Source organism: Paenibacillus intestini (assembly GCF_030803945.1).
GTDB lineage: Bacteria > Bacillota > Bacilli > Paenibacillales > Paenibacillaceae > Paenibacillus > Paenibacillus polysaccharolyticus.
The window spans coordinates 265,526-285,314 of the sequence record NZ_JAURUN010000004.1 but is presented as its reverse complement, the minus strand read 5'-3'; the positions used below and the strand labels follow the sequence as shown (position 1 = coordinate 285,314).

The 19,789-nt window shown below is 47.3% G+C and carries 14 protein-coding genes; 7 read left to right on the top strand and 7 right to left on the bottom strand.

Going from position 1 to position 19,789, the window contains the following annotated elements:
• Positions 1-124: 124 nt before the first annotated feature.
• From J2T16_RS14470 to J2T16_RS14455, 4 genes are all read right to left on the bottom strand, one after another.
• On the bottom strand, positions 125-844 hold the full coding sequence (locus tag J2T16_RS14470) for a 3-ketoacyl-ACP reductase (RefSeq protein WP_090924125.1): 720 nt from the start codon (positions 842-844) through the stop codon (positions 125-127).
• A gap of 83 nt (positions 845-927) precedes the next feature.
• Positions 928-1,851 carry a DUF4097 family beta strand repeat-containing protein gene (locus J2T16_RS14465; protein WP_336121710.1) on the bottom strand — a complete coding sequence of 308 codons (924 nt, stop codon included), beginning with the start codon at positions 1,849-1,851 and terminating at the stop codon, positions 928-930.
• Positions 1,848-2,459 (bottom strand): DUF1700 domain-containing protein, encoded by a 612-nt coding sequence (locus J2T16_RS14460; protein WP_336121711.1) that lies wholly within the window; start codon positions 2,457-2,459, stop codon positions 1,848-1,850. Before J2T16_RS14460 ends, J2T16_RS14465 begins: the two co-directional genes overlap by 4 nt.
• 289 nt (positions 2,460-2,748) lie before the next feature.
• Positions 2,749-4,293, bottom strand: coding sequence for an FAD-dependent oxidoreductase (locus J2T16_RS14455; protein WP_336121712.1), 1,545 nt, complete (start codon positions 4,291-4,293; stop codon positions 2,749-2,751).
• Positions 4,294-4,664: 371 nt separating this feature from the next.
• Between J2T16_RS14455 and J2T16_RS14450 the strand changes: the two genes are divergently transcribed.
• Together J2T16_RS14450 and J2T16_RS14445 are read left to right on the top strand one after the other, a co-directional pair.
• Positions 4,665-7,496 carry a glycoside hydrolase family 3 C-terminal domain-containing protein gene (locus tag J2T16_RS14450; protein ID WP_499018574.1) on the top strand — a complete coding sequence of 944 codons (2,832 nt, stop codon included), beginning with the start codon at positions 4,665-4,667 and terminating at the stop codon, positions 7,494-7,496.
• A 277-nt stretch (positions 7,497-7,773) separates the two neighbouring features.
• The gene (locus tag J2T16_RS14445; protein WP_221789674.1) at positions 7,774-9,522 is read left to right on the top strand and encodes a methyl-accepting chemotaxis protein; all 1,749 of its coding nucleotides are present in this window, start codon (positions 7,774-7,776) and stop codon (positions 9,520-9,522) included.
• A gap of 16 nt (positions 9,523-9,538) precedes the next feature.
• Here the strand turns inward: J2T16_RS14445 and nrdG are convergent, their stop codons facing one another.
• Both nrdG and J2T16_RS14435 read right to left on the bottom strand, forming a co-directional pair.
• Positions 9,539-10,048, bottom strand: a complete 510-nt coding sequence (gene nrdG / locus J2T16_RS14440; RefSeq protein ID WP_221789675.1) for an anaerobic ribonucleoside-triphosphate reductase activating protein — start codon at positions 10,046-10,048, stop codon at positions 9,539-9,541.
• Positions 10,045-12,006: an anaerobic ribonucleoside triphosphate reductase gene (locus tag J2T16_RS14435; protein ID WP_221789677.1), complete on the bottom strand. Its 1,962-nt coding sequence runs from the start codon at positions 12,004-12,006 to the stop codon at positions 10,045-10,047. Before J2T16_RS14435 ends, nrdG begins: the two co-directional genes overlap by 4 nt.
• A gap of 454 nt (positions 12,007-12,460) precedes the next feature.
• Between J2T16_RS14435 and J2T16_RS14430 the strand changes: the two genes are divergently transcribed.
• Positions 12,461-14,095 carry a hybrid sensor histidine kinase/response regulator gene (locus J2T16_RS14430; RefSeq protein ID WP_221789679.1) on the top strand — a complete coding sequence of 545 codons (1,635 nt, stop codon included), beginning with the start codon at positions 12,461-12,463 and terminating at the stop codon, positions 14,093-14,095.
• A gap of 175 nt (positions 14,096-14,270) precedes the next feature.
• Positions 14,271-15,209, top strand: a complete 939-nt coding sequence (locus tag J2T16_RS14425) for an aldo/keto reductase family protein (RefSeq protein WP_221789681.1) — start codon at positions 14,271-14,273, stop codon at positions 15,207-15,209.
• A 130-nt stretch (positions 15,210-15,339) separates the two neighbouring features.
• On the opposite strand, the gene J2T16_RS14420 is transcribed toward J2T16_RS14425, so the two are convergent.
• Positions 15,340-16,464, bottom strand: a complete 1,125-nt coding sequence (locus J2T16_RS14420) for a GGDEF domain-containing protein (protein ID WP_221789683.1) — start codon at positions 16,462-16,464, stop codon at positions 15,340-15,342.
• A gap of 268 nt (positions 16,465-16,732) precedes the next feature.
• Between J2T16_RS14420 and J2T16_RS14415 the strand changes: the two genes are divergently transcribed.
• The 3 genes from J2T16_RS14415 to J2T16_RS14405 all read left to right on the top strand — a co-directional run bounded on the left by J2T16_RS14415 (position 16,733) and on the right by J2T16_RS14405 (position 19,764).
• Positions 16,733-17,128 carry a Fur family transcriptional regulator gene (locus J2T16_RS14415; protein ID WP_090924136.1) on the top strand — a complete coding sequence of 132 codons (396 nt, stop codon included), beginning with the start codon at positions 16,733-16,735 and terminating at the stop codon, positions 17,126-17,128.
• Positions 17,104-17,916, top strand: coding sequence for a winged helix-turn-helix transcriptional regulator (locus J2T16_RS14410; RefSeq protein WP_221789685.1), 813 nt, complete (start codon positions 17,104-17,106; stop codon positions 17,914-17,916). The genes J2T16_RS14415 and J2T16_RS14410 overlap by 25 nt, the downstream gene beginning before the upstream one ends.
• Before the next feature lie 396 nt (positions 17,917-18,312).
• Positions 18,313-19,764 carry a catalase gene (locus tag J2T16_RS14405; protein ID WP_221789687.1) on the top strand — a complete coding sequence of 484 codons (1,452 nt, stop codon included), beginning with the start codon at positions 18,313-18,315 and terminating at the stop codon, positions 19,762-19,764.
• Positions 19,765-19,789 lie beyond the last annotated feature (25 nt).

Sequence of the window (19,789 nt, the reverse complement as noted above, 5' to 3'; positions counted from 1 at the left end):
TATTAGTTCTTGTGGAACACTTTTCGAATTAATTACCTTCAGCATCCTCACGAATACGTTAGATATCCTTTATATCATAAACACAAAAACCACCAACCAGCATTCTGGTTGGTGGAGTCACATTTTACTGTGGATTGGTTGTCCAGATCCCTGCGGCTTTGACGAATACGCGGTCAGACAGCTTGAGGGTAGCCAGCGCCAGTTCGGCTACATCTTCGGCTTGCATCATGCGATCCTCGTCTCCGATTTTGAGTCCGGCATTCACAGCCAATTCCGTATTTACGGTGCTTGGTGTCAGCGCGGTTACACGAATGTTCGATTTGCGAACTTCCTGCATCAAGGATTCCGTCATGCCCAGCAATGCGAATTTGGATGCACAATAGGCTGAACCTGTAGCGAATCCGCGCTCACCTGCCGTTGAAGCGATATTAATGATGCTGCCGCTGCTTTCCTTGATCATGCTTGGAAGAATGGCCCGAGTTACATAGTATGTACCCATGACATTCACATGCAGGATGCGTTCCCACTCTTCAGGGTCCATCTCTAGCAGTGTACCGAAACTTCCGATCCCTGCATTGTTAATGAGGATATCGACTGCTCCAAGCTCCATCTCGATAGCTGCGACCGCTGCTTCAGCTTGAGAGCGATCTGAGATGTCTGCTGCAGCACTTGTTACTTTCACGCCATATTGCTGGCTTAAAGACTCTTGAAGGGCTTGCAGATCGGAAGCGGTGCGGGCGATCAGTCCAAGATGTACGCCTTCTTTGGCAAGGGCTTCCGCGATGGCGCGGCCAATACCTTTACCGGCGCCAGTAATGATGGCTGTTTTATTTTTAAGTTCCATAGGAATATTCCTCCTCAGCATTTGGGTTAGCACTTGATTATACTATACTTTACCCAATGATCGGAAATATGCTTCATCACACGTTAGCGCGGTTGGGTGATTCGAATGCTGCCAGAAGTCGTACGTGCCTGGATCACATCCTGACTTATGCCTGGTGACTCCGGTATATTAACGTCGCCCGAAGTGGCCTTGGCCTCATAAATTCCATCAAAATCAGGTGCGGCCTGAATGGATATATCCCCCGATGTCCCTGATACCTGAATAGGCGCTGCGTGAGATTGCTGGATATCAATACTGCCGGATGTGAACTCAACATTAGCCTCACCATTCAATTGTGCAATTTCCACATCTCCTGATTGAATCACGCTATTTACTTTTCCATCCACTTGTTTTGCGGTGAAGCTTCCTGATGTCTGTTCTACGGCTAAATCCCCTTGAATAGCAGAAGCAGCAATGTCCCCTGAAGTCAGAGACAATTCCATGCGAGGAATCTGGATATCATTCAGAACGATGGAGCCTGAGGTGCTTTTCATCTCCAAATGTTCAGCATTTAGCCCGGTTATATCCCAATCCGCTGAGGTAGAGTGCAATGTGACATCATTTAAAGGGTATCCTTTGGGCAAAGCCACGGTTATTCTTGAATCTTGTTCCCCCCAGTTCCAATTAAAAGAGAAAAACTTCAGACGGTTGTATTTTTTTAGCTTCAGTTCAAATGTTCCATCAGTAAAGCTTGCTTCCTCGAAACTTTGAATAACCTCCGGATCCCACTTTCCGTCCACTTCGATATACGCTTGGTTGTCTGGACTAACGATGAATTCGATATCCGCATTAAAGTTGCCATCCAGCTGAATATTTTGCAGATCATCTTGCAGTCCTCCGGTGCCCAGTTCCCACCGCTTGTTATATGCTTCCCTTTCATCCTTGAACTGAAAGCCATAGACCGATGTTCCAAGTAAACCTATTCCAATGCAGACGAGAGCCAGTGCAACCCATTTTTTAGTGCTCATGCAGAAACATCCCCTTTCATCACGTTGATATTCCACCGAATATAGCGAAGTGTCACATTTTTAAATGCAATAAAGACAAATTTGGAGGCAAGGGCAAACAGAATGCCGATACCGAGCAGCCCAATGGCAACAAAAACTTCTGTTGTTTCAAGGTGGTTCAGATACAGATAGTCGAAGGCAGCAGCGACAGGAGCCAGAGCAAGCAAGGATAGACTTGCGATTGTAAGCCACACAGACCATAGGCTAAGACCGATCGGAATCATGAGTGCGAGATTAAGGAAGATTAAACCGATGCATACAAAAAAGTTCCGTGTAGCCCGATTGTGATTAACAGGTCGTTTCATCTCTCTGAACGTTGGTGCATCGAAGGGAACTCCACCTCTATCGGATGTGTCAGAGTATGCGTTAGCGTTATACCGTTCACCAAGTACTTTGCGCGCAATCTCCTCCGGGTGGCCGATCTCCCGTGCAATGTCTTCCTCCGATTTGCCTTCACGTAACCCCAGCGTAAACTTGTGGGCATAATCTGCAAGGAGTTCAGCACGTTCCAGCCGGTCCATCGGACTTAAAAGCAATTCCATAGCTTGCATAAATTGTTGTCTATTCATCTTGTGTTCCTTTCGCACCCTATGTTTAGTGCAGTGGTAGTGGATTTATCATAACATTCAGTATGTATTTAATGTGAGACCGTGTTATAACTTACTTCTATACCAGCATACAGAAAAACCGGGTCGGCTGCTTCCGTCTGGAGACGGATACCGATCCGGTCTATGAGATGAAATGTATGTCAGCGAACTCCACGTATATTCACACATGGAGTGCAGAAATACAACTTTTGTACATTTGGTGGGGAAGGAGTTATTCGTTGTATGGATATATAGTTTACTTCTATTGTATTTACTGCCCCTGCACATCCAGGATGGGCAGGTCTTCGACCGCAGGCCCTTCAATGACATGTCCTTCATAATTAAAGCGTGAGCCGTGGCACGGGCAGTCCCAGGAACGTTCCCCATTATTCCATTCCACTTCGCATCCCAAGTGGGTGCAAGTTGTATCAACCAGGAACAACTTACCGCTGGTGTCCTTATAGGCTCCGGCCCTTTTACCGTTATGACGCACGACTGCGCCTTCGTCGTTGCCAAGCTCGTTTATATTTTTGTGCACAATACCGACTTTGCCTGCAATTAACTCCTTCGCAACATTGACGTTCTCTACGATAAAGTGTTTGAAACCCGGGTCTGCCTTAAATCTTGCCGGATCAAATACTTCTGCGTGCGGGTTATCTCTGCCGGTAATTCGGTCTGCCAGCAGATGTCCGGCCATCGTACCAGTAGTCATGCCCCATTTGGCAAAGCCTGTAGCGACATAGACCCGTTCATGCCTTCCGGTAATCGGTCCGATGTAGGGCACTTTATCGATGGAGATCAGGTCCTGAGCCGACCAGCGAAACGGGATGTTACGAATCCCAAACGTCTCGGCTGCATATTTCTCCAGACGTTCGTAGTGACCGAAGGTACAGATGCCTTGTCCGGTTTTATGATTTTCTCCGCCGAATAGAATATGCTCTTTACCATTATGAACGACAGCACGGAGTGAACGGGCCGGATCATCATCGGAGATGTACATGCCACCTGCATAGGGCTTCTCAGGCTCAACCATCACCGCATAGGAGCGTTCAGCATGCAGGCGGGTAAAGTAAAATCCCGGATCATATACGGGAAAATGGGAAGCAACCACGATGTGCTCTGCCGTGACGAATGAACCATTATAGGTTCTTACTTTCAGAGAGGCTTCTTCTTCCACATCGGTTACCGTTGTTTGTTCATAGACACGTACTCCTTGTTTCACGGCTGAAGCAAGCAGGTGATGCAAGTAAGCTAATGGGTCGAAACGTGCTTGTCCAGGCATACGAATGCCTGCTCTCGAGGGGACAGGAATCGGAAGGGGGTCTACCCATTCACCAGGGATGTTGAGTTTGCCATAAGCGGTCAGCTCAATCTCCAGCTTTTTGATATGGTCATCGGACTGAATATAGACATAGGCATCCTCATCAGCCCACTGACAATCGATCTGCTTTTCCTTGACCAGACTACGCATCCAGCTCGCTGCATTTGCATTCCCTTCATAGTACATCCGTGCCTGCTCATGTCCGAAGTGATGCATAATTTCATCAAAAATGACGCCATGCTGTGCAGATACTTTGGCGGTTGTATGGCCTGTTGTGCCGTCCAGTACTTTTCCAGCTTCAAGCAGAACGACACTCAGTCCAGACTGGGCAAGCAAATAGGCTGTGGTGATGCCTGCAATCCCGGCTCCGATAATCGCTACATCCGCTGTGGTATCTTCTGTTAACTTCGGATAAGATTCGAATGTATTCGCGGCACGCCACAAAGATTCGGGAACCGGTGGTAAACTTGTGTTCAACTGCTCATTGTTATTCATTGGATTGGTTTCCTCCTAATCATGATCACAGCATAATAGGGAACGTTCAGAAGCAGAAGTCCCTGTACTTCTAATCAGGATTGCCAGAGTATGCCAGAAAAAAACGAGTAGCTACATATTTTTAAAAAAGGAAGAGGAACATTTTCTTGAAACGTCCCTCTGTTTTTTTATATCAGAATGTTTTATAGTAAGATTACCGAAATCGTTTTAGGTTTTTGATTAATATCCCCTAAAATAAAAATAAATCATGATTTATAAAGGTATTTTGCCTAATTTAGAGAGGTAATCCGAAAGATATAGTCCGTTTTCATGAATTAAAATGTATTCGCTATCATAATCAATCTATACTATACATTAAAGGGAGAATAGATATGACAACTCATCAAACGAAATATCCGTTTCAAGATACAACAATGGCACTTAACGATCGAGTGAAGGACCTTGTGTCCCGCTTGACGGACGATGAAAAAATTGAATCCATGCTGCAATACCAGCCAGCCGTAGAACGCCTGGGTGTTGCTGCTTACAAACATGGAACGGAAGCCGCTCACGGCCTGGCTTGGCTTGGTGAAGCTACCTCATTCCCGCAGCCTGTAGGACTCGCATGTACGTGGGATACCGACCTGATGAAAGAGATCGGCTCCGTCATCGGAGACGAAGCACGTGTATTTTACAAACGGAATCCTGCCGTCAACGGTCTTACGCTGTGGGCACCCACGGTGGATATGGAACGTGACCCGCGCTGGGGACGAAACGAAGAGGCGTATGGCGAGGACCCGGAACTGACCGCAGAGCTGACAACCGCATTGGTCAAAGGTATGCAGGGCGACCATCCCAAGTATTACAAAGCTGTGGCAACGCTCAAACACTTCCTCGGCAACAACAACGAAGTGGATCGTGGTAGCGGCTCATCCAGCATTGATCCACGCAATATGCGTGAATATTATTTGAAAGCATTCGAAAAGCCATTCAAGCAAGGTGGAGCGCAGTCAATGATGACAGCGTACAACTCGATCAATGGCACGCCGGCTCTGCTACATCCTTTTGTGAACGAGATTGTCAAAGGCGAATGGGGCATGGATGGATTCATCGTCAGTGACGCGGGCGACGTGATGGGCATCAAGAATGATCATAAATATTATGAATCCCACACACCCGGTACGGTTGAATCGGTCAAAGCGGGGATCGACAGTATCACCGACGATGCCGAACTGTCCAAGCAAGCGCTTCGTGAAGGATTGGAGCAAGGGCTGCTGACCATGGAAGATATCGACACAGCCTTGTTTAATACATTCCGTGTGCGATTCCGTCTAGGTGAATTTGATCCGGAAGAAGGCAATCCCTACGCTGCAATTGGCGAGGAATCCATGATGACGGAGAAGGCCAAAGCGCTGTCTCTCCGGGCGGCAAGAGAGCAGGTGGTTTTGCTCAAAAACGAAAATGGTACCCTTCCGTTGGACAAAACCAAAACAGGCAAAGTAGCTGTGATTGGCCAGCTTGGCGGAACGGTCTATCGGGATTGGTATGCTGGTACGCTACCCTACAGCGTCACGCCACTGGAAGCGATTCGCGGCAAAGTGGGCAGTGATAACGTAACCTACCAGGACGGTGACCATCGCATCACGCTGACATCGGCAGCAAGCGGCAAAAAGCTGGGCCTTGTCAGAGTGGAGGGCTCATCTGAGATGGCAGTGAGAGCCTCAGAAGAAGCCGAGACATTCCGAGTGACGGATTGGGGATTCGGTAGTTACACGTTGCAGGCAGAGAGTAACCGCAAATACCTGACCACAGATGAAGAGTCGGTCACTGCCTCGGCTAATGAAGTGTACGGCTGGTTTGTCAAAGAAGTGTTTCATCTATTGCCACAGGCGGATGGTCGTGTGGGGCTCACCACATGGAATGGTAGAATCGTGACGACATCGAACGATGGCCATGATGCACTCAAGGTGGCCGAAGAGTTGACAACATTCGGTGATGCAGAGCTATTCGAGCAAAATGTCGTAACGAATGGGATCGGCGAAGCTGTTGCTGTAGCCAAAGCAGCAGAGACAGCGATTGTATTTGTCGGTAACAACCCGCTCGTCAACGGTAAAGAAGAAGTGGATCGTCCAAGTCTTGAGCTGGCTGAATCACAGCTTCAGCTGGTGAAGGCCGTACATGAAGCTAACCCGAACACCGTGGTGGTGATTGTAGGAAGTTATCCATTTACCTGCAACTGGGTTCAGGAGAATATTCCAGCGGTCCTGTATACGTCACACGCCGGACAGGAACTGGGGAACGCGGTCGCTGACGTATTGTACGGAGACTATGCACCTGCAGGCCGTCTGAACATGACTTGGGTGCAATCGGAAGATCAACTGCCTGATATCCGGGATTATGACATTATCCAAGCGGGCCGCACGTATCAATATTTTGAAGGAAATGTGTTATATCCGTTCGGACATGGTCTGACCTATGCTTCATTTAAATACAGCAATCTGGAGATTAGTCCTGCGCAAGCAGGAAAAGACGACCGCGTGACCATTCGAGTGGATGTGACGAATACCAGTTCAATCGCCAGTGACGAGGTCGTGCAGTTGTATGTGCGTGCAGGAAAGTCACGAGTGAAACGTCCACTTAAAACGCTAAAAGCTTTCCGACGTCTGCATATTGAAGCTGGAGCGACAGCGACTGTTCATTTTGACCTGCCTGTTTCGGAATTGGCCATCTGGGATGTTACTCGTGATCGTTATGTGGTGGAGGATGGCATCTATTCGATTATGGCAGCCAAATCTTCCTCCGATGTGCAGTTGGTCGCAGATCTAAAAATAGATGGAGAGATCATACCTGCGCGTGACTTGAGCGTGACTACACGTGCCGAGAATTATGATGCTTATCGGAGTGTGGAACTGGATGAGTGCAAAGAGGGTGGTACAGCAGTCCGTGTCATAGGAGAACAAGGGTGGATTGCCTTTAGGGATGCTGACCTTGGCAACGGGGCCACCACATTTGAAGCTCGCCTATCTGCAGAACAGCAAGGGGGTGTGCTGGAAGTGAGATTGGGTACCCCGGACGGTGCCCTTGCAGGACGTGTAGAGCTGGCACAAAGCGGTGCCCAGCAGTGGTCTACGGTAGAGGTTGAACTGACAGGCGCATCAGGAGTGCAGGATATCTATCTAATATTACCTACGGGCGTCCGTGTTCGTCATTTTGAGGTTCATTAACATATAGAAAATGTAAACGATAGAGAGCAGGATAGAAGAGATCAATAACCATCTTTTTCCTATTTTCTATTATGCGAGGTCAACCTGTTTTTAACGGTTGGCCTTTTTTTATTTTTACATGATCCCCATTCAAAAAAAGCAATTATATCACGATATATATTATATAGTGTCATATCATTTGCTGAAGGCAAAGGTGGAGAAAGGAGTCGAATCCGAACTCATTCTTTATCAGGACGGATATGTAAGCTAGAAAAGTAAAGGAAAAGGGGAATCTGCAATGTTACGCTACTTCCGCAATCGAAGTTTGGTTTTCACCAGTTCTGTCCTGATTGCCATCATTTTGTTTGTAATGATCATCCTGATGAGTGTGTTGAATTTCAAACAAAGTCAGCAGGCTTACTACGAAGAAATCAATCAGGTAGGTAAGGCGCTGTCCAATCAGCTTCAGCTCAACCATAAGTGGGTAGAACAGGCGAATCAGCAACTGGAGGCTTCACCTAAGCCAACATCTCCCGAACTCACGTCATTGAAAGAACAACTCGATGCGATGACCGGTGTTGCCTCTATTGCAAATGCTTATATATTCAAATCGGATATTATCGAACGGGATGGGAAACAGATCTTAACGGGGGTGCAAGTCAATCAGGCACTCTACGATCTGGAGATGGTCCCCGGTGTCGAATACGAAATTCCAGAAGTAGTTCAAGATACATATGATCATGTATTCCAGAACGGAACCGCTTTTACAGAATCATACACGGATACTGCAGGGACGTGGGTGACCTATCTAAGCACGATCAAAGATGATACGGGTAAGACGATTGCTATTTTTGGTCTGGATTTGGACGCAGCCCAAGTGAAGCAGGATCAGATGTGGATGTTTTTGTACAGTCTGGGGAGTGGGTTTATCATTGCCGTCATTATGATTATAGTTATGGTCATTCTGGCTCGCATTGTACTTCGACCATTACAGAAGCTGGCAGACGTATCGAAACAGGCAGCAGGCGGCAATCTGACAGTCAGTCTGGATGTGCGCAATAACAATGAGATCGGCCAAACGGCCAACGCATTTAATCATATGCTTGGGGGGCTACAGCAACTGATTACAGGCATACAGTCCACTTCTGCGAGTGTGACCCGCTCAGCTGCGGATCTGCAGATGAGTTCGGAACGTACCACTGAAGCTTCACAAGAGATTACCGAATCGATGCTGCAGGTGTCCTCCGGAGCAGAACAGCAACGACAATCCACGAATGAATGCCAGGAGTCCATCGGCGAGATGGTCATTGGTATCAAACGAATTGCTGACTCATCTCAGGTGGTTGCTGAACTGGCTGCGGATACAACGGATCTCGCTAGCCGAGGGGAGGCAGATATTACAACGATGGTGGATCAGATGCAGAAGATTGAACTTAACATGTCGGGCACGGTCGTAGTTCTTCATGATCTTCAACAACTGAACAGCAGCATCGGTGGAATCATGTCCATGATTCGGGATATTGCGGATCAAACGAGCCTGCTTGCGCTGAATGCTTCCATTGAGGCAGCTAGAGCAGGGGAGACAGGAAGAGGCTTTGCTGTGGTTGCACAGGAGATTCAGAAGCTTTCGAATCGCTCCAAAGAGTCTTCTGATCAGATCGACCAGATCCTTCAAGGTATCCTTAATCATACGGAGAAGGCCGTAACTTCCATTGAAGATTCAGTGGATGTCGCTAAACGAGGAGCAGAGACATCCGTAGTAACGGCAGAAACATTCCGCCAGATTGTCGAATCTATTCAGAAGGTATCGGGACAAGTCTACGAAGTATCCGCCGCCTCCGAGCAAATGTCAGCCAGCAGTGATCAGATTGCTGCTTCTCTGGAGCAATTGGGTGTTGTGGCTTCGGATTCATCCGGTAACGCGAACAAGGCTCGTGCTTCTTCGGAAGAACAACTGGCGCTGATGGAAGAAGTATCAAGTCTTTCTCACGAGCTGAGAAGTTTGGCTTACGAACTGAATCAGGTCATCCAAAGGTTTCAGGTGTAAAAAGAGAAAAACATCGTTACACTGCACCAAGATGCAATGTAACGATGGTTCCAGATGCTTGTGTTGCGGGCACGTCAATCAACCGCTGATTACGACTTCCACGGAAGGGCAAAGACACATCACGCTCTGCTGCAAGGTAACGCCCGTCGATAATCACGTCACATAGCTGTGCAAGCTCTGCTCTTTCCGGGTCGGTGATGAGTTCCTCATATTCGAATCCGGTATAGGCCCATACCGTCAGATCTGGCCTTGCATCCCGAAACTGACGTACCCAACGAGTACATGTTGCTGCTGAGAAAAAGGGGTCACCCCCGCATAACGTCACGCCATCCAGCAACGGATGGTTCGTGACCTCATGCAAAATCTGTTGCTGCCGCTCTTCTGTAAAGGGTTCACCTGCGCGAAAACTCCACGAATCCGGGCTGAAGCAGCCCGGACATGCGTGGCGGCATCCGCTGATAAACAGCACAGCACGAAGGCCGGTTCCTTCATTGACCGATTCGGGAATGTAACCAAACAGATTCACCGGTGTTTCACCCGATCCCGCACTTCGGCCTGCTTCGCAGCATTGAAGCGTACCTTGTAATCTCCTGTCAGATAACCGGTTACACGGCGCAAGCGCTGGAAGTGAACCTCATTTTCGTGAACTTCACATCCCGGACAGGTATCACCGATGACCCCCTCATACCCGCATTCAGGGCAACGATCAATCGGATGATTAATCGAGAAGTAACCGATATCCTGTGCCAGCGCGTACTGTACGATGCGCATAAAGGCTGATGTATTTGCCCGCACATTGCCGTCAAGTTCAACATAAGAGATGGCTCCGGCATTGCACAGAGCGTGGAATGGAGCTTCCAGTTCGATCTTACGGTAGGCAGGAAGGTTATGATAGACCGGAATATGGAATGAATTCGTATAATACTCGCGCTCATTTACACCAGAGATGGGGCCGTAACGTGCCCGGTCTAATTTGGTGAATTTACCGGATAGTCCTTCTGCAGGTGTAGCAAACAATGTAACGTTCAGGTTATGCAGCTCACTCATCCGATCACAGAACTCTCTCATCGTACGGATGACATGCAGTGCTTCGCGATGAACATGCATATCTTGTCCATGATGGCGTCCATACATAGCAGTCATACATTCGGCGAGTCCGATAAATCCAATAGACAACGTGCCGTGTTTCAACAGATCGGCAACCGGCTCATCCGGTTCCAACTTCTCTCCGCCTTCCCATACCCCTTCACGCATCATGAAGTCCGATGATTTGGCAGGCTGTTTCTTCTGAATGGCATACCGATGAAGTAGCCCCTCCACGGCATTGTGCATGATTTTGTCCAGGGCCGCATAGAATCCTTCCCGATCCGCAACAGCCCGATTGTTTTGGCAGATGCCAAACCGAATCCCTAGTTTCACCAGATTGACCGTATTGAAGGACAGGTTCCCTTTACCACTTTGCCGATTCCGGCCAAACCGATCCGCAAGGGTACGTGTGCGACAGCCCATGGTAGCAATGATCGTATCCGGGTCTTCCGGGTGATAATAAGGTAGATTAAACGATGCGTCCACGTTGACAAAGTTAGGATACATCCGCCGTGAAGAACAGGTTACCGCGAGGCGAAACAAGTCATAGTTCGGGTCACCCTGAGCTTGGTTAACCCCTTGTTTGCACTGGAAAATATGCTGTGGAAATACAGGCGTTTCCCCATGTCCGAGGCCACGAATCGTTGCTTCGAGCAGGGAGCGCGACACAAGACGACCCTCAGCTGATGTACACATACCATAGTTTAGCGATGTAAAAGGAATCTGTCCGCCCGCCCGGCTACTCATCGTATTCAGGTTATGTATAAGAGATTCGGCGGCTTGTCCTGTCTCCAGTTCCGTTTCTTCATATGCAAAAGCAAATGCCCGCGGGCATTGCTGCTTCGCTTCGGCGCTGTCCAGATGAAGCTGCTCGTCCGTCAGCAAGGCTTGTTCATCAAAAAGCCGTTGACCTTTGCGGAAATGCTTGATGAAAGAGCGTTGTACGTAAGGCGCCAGATCCCAGTCAATTTTGTTGGCAGATACGCCGCCGTACTGACTGTTTTGCTGTGACTGGAAGATGATCGCGACCAGAGCCATCGCAGACATGATGGTTTGTGGTGTGCGAACCGATCCATTGCCCGTATTGAAGCCGGAAGCCAGCAATCGACTGAATGGAATAAAAATGCAGTTGGTTGTTCCAAGGGCATACTGATCCAGATCGTGAACATACAGATCGCCATTCTCCACCGCATCTGCAAGCACCTCTGGCAATACATGACGCATGGCATGCCATTTGGCTGTCTCCGATCCGAGCCTGCTCATCTTGCCGCTGAAGGAATCTCCATTCAGATTTGCATTCTCCCTCAGCGTATCAGCGTCTTCTGCGCCAATTATACGTCTTCCCAGGTCAGATAACAGATCGGTTGCCGGTGGTGCGGCATGCTCAAGCATAGTCATGTAACGTGCCTCCTAAATGATTTTTGAATAGATTATAATTTGATTAATATATGAGTTATATACTACATGTAGATTTGTATTATCCATTTATAAACTATATGTGGGTTTTTGGGTGTGATTATGATCACACCCCCTGTGAGGTGGAAGGGCATCTTCCGGGATTTGGCGCGGGTTTAAGGTTCCCAAAATTCAAACAGAAGCGTATAATTTCTATTTACCCTGCAAGTATAAACTTATAAGTTAGATACCGTGGATCGAAGCATTTTTTCAGATCTATTCGGTGAAAGAAGAGGTTACAGGCACAGGATGATTCTCTTGTACTTCTGTGGTGTTAAACATATAAGTATAGTTTGTGACAATCGTTCGGATTCCCCGGCATACCCCTGCATGTGAATCAACATTCTGATCGGTGAACTTAATATAGCAGCCAAGACAAACAAAGAGGGGTTGGATCATGGGGACGGTAGAAGGCGTTAACCAAGGCTTCTATGAAAATATTGAAGAAGCAGCGGCCCATATTGTGGACGTATTAAGTGGCATATTAAGAGTGAATACCATCTTCGTAGCCACGAATGACGGAGTGACTAATGTCATTCTGGAAGCCTTCAACCGCAAGGAAGAATTAATTGTCAAAGGGACTGCGCTTCCTTTTATGGAATCCTACTGCAGTCTGGTTCTGAGAGACAATAACAGTGTCGTTACCATTTCGGATACCACCGAACATTCTGTAACACGATTAATGAATGTCACGGATGGATTGGGTAATCGCTTTTTTGTGGGAGTACCTATTGTACGTAGAACAGGTGAATCCTACGGAACGATATGCATAATGGATGATCCAGGGTATAAGATCAGTGAAACCGATATGAAAACACTTAAAGCTATGGCTGTTTTTCTGGGATACGTTGTTGACCTGGAGAGTGCGCTGCACGTTCAGGAACAGAGACTCAGCGATTCAGAACAGTTGCAGGAGAAATTGCAGGCGGAGAAGGAACGTGCCGAATCCGAGGCCATGACCAAGACACAAATGCTCAAACTGATGAGTCATGAGATCCGTAATCCGTTGAACGGCATTTTGGGATTGACGGATCTGATGCGGACACCCGACATGTCGGAGGAACAAGCTGAGTATGTGAATATGATTGAAACGAGCGGTAATATTCTGCTTTCACTGCTCAACAATATGATGAACTTTAATATCAATGAGGCAGGAAAAACGGTTATTCATGATGATCCCTTTGATTTGGTCAGCACTATTGAGAACACCGTCTATCTCTATGCCGGAACAGCCGCAAGCAAAAAGATAGAACTGGGATTAAATCTGAATCTGAATGTATCGCAAGTTTTCATTGGCGATGAGATCAAGATTGGCCAGATGTTAGGCCATGTGATGCAATACGCCATGGATTCTACTCGGGAAGGTGCTGTACTGGTAACAGCAGAGATGAGGGGAGAGGAAGTAGAGGATACAAGCCTTCTCTTGCTACGGGTTAGATACACGGGACAGATGTTATCTGACAACCGCTTGCGAATTTCTACTGCCAAACCGGAAACGATCAGTACGGAAAAACTGATTGGTAGTAATCTGGGACTAGCAGTCAGCCAGAATCTGGCCATTCTGATGCATGGTCGTATTCAGGTAAACAGCCTGCCAGGTGAAGAAGAGTTTCGGATTTCATTGCCATTACGCAGGTATTGGGACTTGCCGCAAATCACAAGTGTGCAGCAACGTTTGAAGGCTAAAAAAGTGCTACTCGCCAAAGATCCTGATATTTTGCAGGGCGTATCCTCCCTGATGCGGAATTGGGAGATGGATGTGCGCATGACTTCGGGTTCAGCCACCGCATGTGAATGGATCAAGGAAGGTTATAAGCCGGATGTGGCTGTTGTAGATCTGGGCTTGCGTGAGGGCATCACAGTCGATTTCGTCATTGCGCTGAAACAGCAGATTGAAGGGCTGCCTGTCATTGTGCTCGTTCCATATGGGATGCATATGGATATTCAGCAGACGGAGGTTTTTGATGCCGTGCTGACAAAGCCAGTTAGACAGACTGAGCTTTTAAATGCACTGAGTATTATTTTGCCATAAAAGAGAAGATGAATTTCTCTACCAAGGTTACAGAAGGCACATCACTCGCGGTGTGCTTTTTTTGCTGTTTTTCCTGAGCTTCTACTTATATGTTTTTCCATTTGTTCAGGTTGGGTTACAATAGGATATGGAACTTAACTTCATCATTTCTACATTCTGAGGAGGACATGCATTCATGGATTATCGCAGGTTAGGTGGAAGCGGACTGAAAGTAAGCGAAATCAGCTTAGGTAGCTGGTTGACGTACGGAGGATATGTGGAACGTGAAAATGCGGTGAAATCAATTGAAACGGCATTTGATGAAGGGATCAACTTTTTCGATACAGCCAACGCCTATGAGCGGGGAGCCGCAGAAGTATTGCTGGGTCAAACATTGAAAGCGTACTCACGGAGTTCTTATGTTCTCGCAACCAAGGTGTTTAACAAAATGGGTGATGGCCCTAACGATCATGGCTTGTCCCGCAAACATATTATGGAGCAGTGCGAGGCCAGCTTGAGACGCCTTGGCACCGATTATGTCGATATCTACTATTGCCATCGTTATCATCAGGAGACACCGATAGAGGAGACCCTTCGTGCACTGGATGATCTGGTGCGTCATGGTAAAGTGTTATATGTAGGTGTGAGCCAGTGGACAGCGGCTCAGATGGAAGCTGCGCTCGGTACAGCAGATCGCTTGTTGCTGGATCGTATTGTCGTGAATCAACCGGTATATAATATGTTTGATCGGTATATTGAGAGCGAGATCATTCCTTTGGGTGAACGTAAAGGCATCGGACAGGTTGTTTATTCACCACTTGCACAAGGTTTGCTGACAGGGAAATATACATCTGTCTCCGATATCCCGGAGAATAGCCGGGCAGCCAAGCTTGGCTGGGATGAAGGGAAAATTAACGCAGATCGCATCGGAAAAGTACGTCAATTAGTCGAAGTTGCAGACAAGCTGGACCTGAAGGTGGGGCAACTGGCACTGGCCTGGATTTTGCGGCAAAATAATGTTTCCAGCGCTCTGGTCGGAGCGAGCCGTCCGGAACAGGTTAAAGAAAATGCTGCAGCTTCTGGAGTTAAGCTGGATGCTGATGTTATTGCAGAGATTGAACAAATTCTGGTCTGACTCCAACTGGTTTTCTATAAAAACTGTAAGAACATCATTGGTTTAATGTATGGGAAAGGGATGTCCCGCTTGCCTTGGTTGAGGCAGGTGAGACATCCCTTTCGTTTCGTCGTTAAGACTAATCATCATCTCAAAATGAATCATTATCTACAACCGTGATATTGCGGGGTGGCAGTGAGCATACCCTGTTGCGTCCCGTATTTTTAGCTTCATATAGCGCACGGTCAGCTTGATCAAACAGGTCGTTGTCATCATGGTCATCACAGTGATCGGGATAAACGGCTACACCAATGGAGATCGTGAGCTTTACGGTCTGCCCGTCTGGCAGGATGAAAAGAGATCGGGCCACAGCTTTCCGCACGGATTCTGCAATAGCCATAGATTGATGATATCCACAATCGAGCAATAGAATTGCAAATTCTTCTCCACCGTTACGGGAAACAAGATCCGTAGAACGGGCATGTTCTACAAGCAATTGCCCAAGTTGCTTCAATACCGAATCTCCGGCAGAGTGACCAAACGTATCATTTACCTTTTTGAATCGATCAATATCAATTACCAGCAAGGAAAGCTTCTGATGATACTGCCTGGCATGTTGAAGCTCAGACTGGAGAGACTGTTCGAATTGCCGCCGATTGCTCAGATCCGTCAGATGGTCTGTGGAGGCTCGTCGTTCTAGCAGAAATAACATCTCGTTGGATCTATTAATAAATTCCGCGATGAAATATATGAAAAGACCGCCAGCAAAGGCTATAGTCATCTGTATGGGATATACTTTCATCAATGTATTCATGCTGGGCGTGTTCATTAGCAGTACGATAAATATCATAGTCATGCCTAAGAGATTCATGGTAATAATCTTGGTTAATCTGGACCACGAAGCGTAGGCAAAATACACACCAGCCAGCCCGAGTAGGATCATAATAAATGCTGCATCAATGGCTGCTGAGGTAATACCAAACATAACGATTCGAAGGATCGCAATGATGATTCCGGTGATGACCGAAGCGAGCCCACCAAGATATACGGCTGCAGTTACGATAGCCAAATGCCGCAGATCCACAATGGTAGTGTCATTGATATGGAAAGAATAATTCATAAGCACTGTACCGTATAGACCGAATAAAAAGCCACCGATTAGCTGAACGCGAAGCGAGGGAAAAGGCAAACGAATGCTGTAGTATTTGGTGATGATTCCTGACAGGTACAGAAAGGAAATGATCACACAGAGATTGACAAAAAACGTGCTTAACAACCAGCATCCCCCCCTTTTACGCACATCCCTCTATTTTATCTGAAAATCAGTGTGGGGGCGAACCATATAATCCCAAATGTTTGAAGGGTTTGGTTTTAATGCGCTATAAAATTCTAAAACGTAGCCGTACGGGACAATATTGACTTCCCTATGCATTAAGATTTATACTTAATCTAAATCAAAATTCTTTTGATATGTAAAAGCTAAAGCGAACAAATATGTTCGAGAGGTATATACATTTGAAAAATAGAAAAAAGGGGACTTGGTTGTGAAAACGTTAAATCTGACAATACAACGGCAAGCCGTGTATGATGTCGTACGTAAATCAGAAGACCATCCAACGGCTGCGGATGTAATGAATCGCTTGGTGGAACAGGGGTACAATCTGGCTTATGGCACTGTATACAATTCTCTTCGCTATTTAACAGACAAAGAGTTGATCAGGGAGCTTAAACTTGGCGAAACAGCAAGCCGATATGACGCCCGGATGGATGATCACCAGCATATTATGTGTGAAGTATGCGGTAAAGTGGACGAGGTGATGACAGAAGTTCCTCCCCAATGGATGAAGCAGGTAGCGGCAGAGACCGGTTATTCAATAGATCATGCACATGTGGTATTTGGAGGTGTCTGCGGGGAATGCAAAACCAAACGGGTCAAGTAAAAGTGAAATGGTCAGGCCGCCGTTTGCCACTTCGGGTCAAACCTGCGCTGGCAGATTCAGGAACGGCACCTCTCGTGGACAACTGCCCGATTACCAGACGTGTCATTCTGATCAGCCCGATGCCGGGTCAGGTGCATGAGCTGGTGAAGGCTCTGACAGATAGTTGCTTTGACGTACTTGTGTTCCATCGTTGGGAACCGGATCTCCATGAACGCCTTGTTTTTGATCTACTGATCTATGACCTCTCGGTTGCCGGAACGATTGATGCATTTACGGGAATCCACAGCCGGTTGAACCGCGAGGCGGAAAAAACGACACCATGTCTCTACCTGGTGGGGGAGAAGATGATTGGCAGTGCAAGCGGACCGATGCTTCAGGAGGAGTTGCTTGTATGGCCTGCACGTCCGCAGGAGGCACTTTACCGTGTACAGCGCATGATTGGAAGTAGTCCTGTAATGCCTAAGCGAGCTTTTTTACCTGAAGAGGGACAGCGAATCGGATTCAAAGACTTGGTGCTGGATCGGGAGCGCATGAGCGTGCAACGTGATCAGGATCGCATTCACTTGACCAAGACGGAGTATGATCTGCTACTCAAGCTGATTGATGCCAAAGGTGCAGTCATCTCGCGTGAAGAGATGCTTAGTGATATTTGGGAGACTGATTTTACAGGTGGAAGCAATGTGGTGGATGTGCATATCAAAAGCTTGCGCAAAAAATTGGGCGATAATGCCTCTTCGCCGCAATATATCGTTACGGTAAGAGGCGTGGGCTATCGATTGGCGGATTAATAGTATCCTATTAAGTTGAACTAAAGATTTTACACCAACTTATATAGATACAAGAATGGCCTCACGTAGTGTATTGCGATTTTGGGAATATGTGCTCAGGATTATCTTGTTAGCGATTCAGATAAGGCGTAGATCGTTTATTAAATGATCTATGCCTTATCTTATTTTCCGGTGTCATATGCAACCTCTTTCGTATGCTTCATGTTTCATTCATCTTTAGCGTAACAACCTCATCTGAACCTCATACGAACCTCATGCAGTAGATAGATGGGACATGTTAGAATGATTTTAACAGTTAGATCAAGTCTAAATGTATATTTGAGCGAACAACGAATATGAATGGAATTAGTAGATAGATACAGCAGACATGAGACCCATTATAAGGAGGACGACAGGATGACAGATCGTTTGACAACTAACCAGGGAGCACCGGTAGGAGATAACCAGAATTCACGCACAGCAGGTAGAAGAGGGCCAACCTTGTTGGAGGATTACCACCTGATCGAGAAAATCGCTCATTTTGACCGTGAGCGCATTCCTGAACGGGTTGTGCATGCAAGAGGCGCAGGAGCACATGGGGTGTTCAAGCTGGAGCAGAGCATGAAGGCATATACGTCAGCCGATTTCCTGCAAGAGCCGGGCACAGAAACGGATGTGTTCGTACGATTTTCAACTGTAATTCATGGTACGGGTTCTCCTGAGACCGCACGTGACCCTCGCGGGTTTGCTGTTAAATTCTATACACGTGAAGGCAACTACGACATTGTGGGTAACCATCTGCCTGTTTTCTTCATTCGGGATGCCATTAAATTTCCGGATATGGTGCATTCTCTCAAACCGGCTCCAGATACCAACATTCAAGATCCGGCGCGATATTGGGATTTCATGACCCTCTCCCCGGAATCAACTCATATGATGACTTGGCTGTTCTCGAATCTGGGCATTCCGGCCAACTATCGGGAGATGGATGGATTCGGAGTACACGCATTCAAATGGATCAATGACCAAGGTGAAGTACACTATGTGAAATACAAATGGGAATCAGCGCAGGGTGCTCGTGGCCTTTCTCGTAAGGAAGCTTCCGAAGTTCAGGGACAGGATTTTAACCACGCAACGCGAGACTTGCATGAACATATCAAAAACGGAGAATATCCGCAGTGGAAGCTGCAAGTGCAGCTGCTGAAGCCGGAACAGATGGATGATTTCTCCTTCGATCCGCTGGACCCAACGAAAACATGGCCTGAGGATGTACTACCGTTCCAGACAGTAGGGACGATGACATTGAATCGTAATCCTCAGAATTTCTTCGCAGAAGTGGAGCAGGTCGCATTTTCACCAAGTGCTGTTGTGCCAGGCATTGAACCGTCTGAGGATAAATTGTTGCAGGGTCGTCTGTTTTCTTACCCGGATACACAGCGGCACCGTCTTGGACCTAACTATCTCCAAATTCCAGTGAATTGCCCGTATGCACCTGTGCGCAATCATCAGCGTGATGGGCTCATGAACGTGAACCAGGACCCATCTCCAGTAAACTATGAGCCTAACAGCTCAGGTAACAGTCCACAGGAAGATCCGGCTTATCGGGAAACCCAGGTTCCATTACAGGGGCATGTCACACGGGAAAAGATTGAGAAAACGGATGATTACACGCAGGCAGGAGAGCTGTTCCGTTCCTTCACACCAGAAGAGCAGCATCATCTGCTGGATAATCTGACGAATGATCTCAAAGCCGTACCGGTAGATATCCAGATGCGAGCATTATGCCACTTCTTCCGGGCTGACGGACAGCTGGGTGGACGACTGGCTCATGGCTTGGGTGTAGATATCTCTGGGCATATGCCAAAATAAAGTGAGATTATCTGTCGACGCGGGA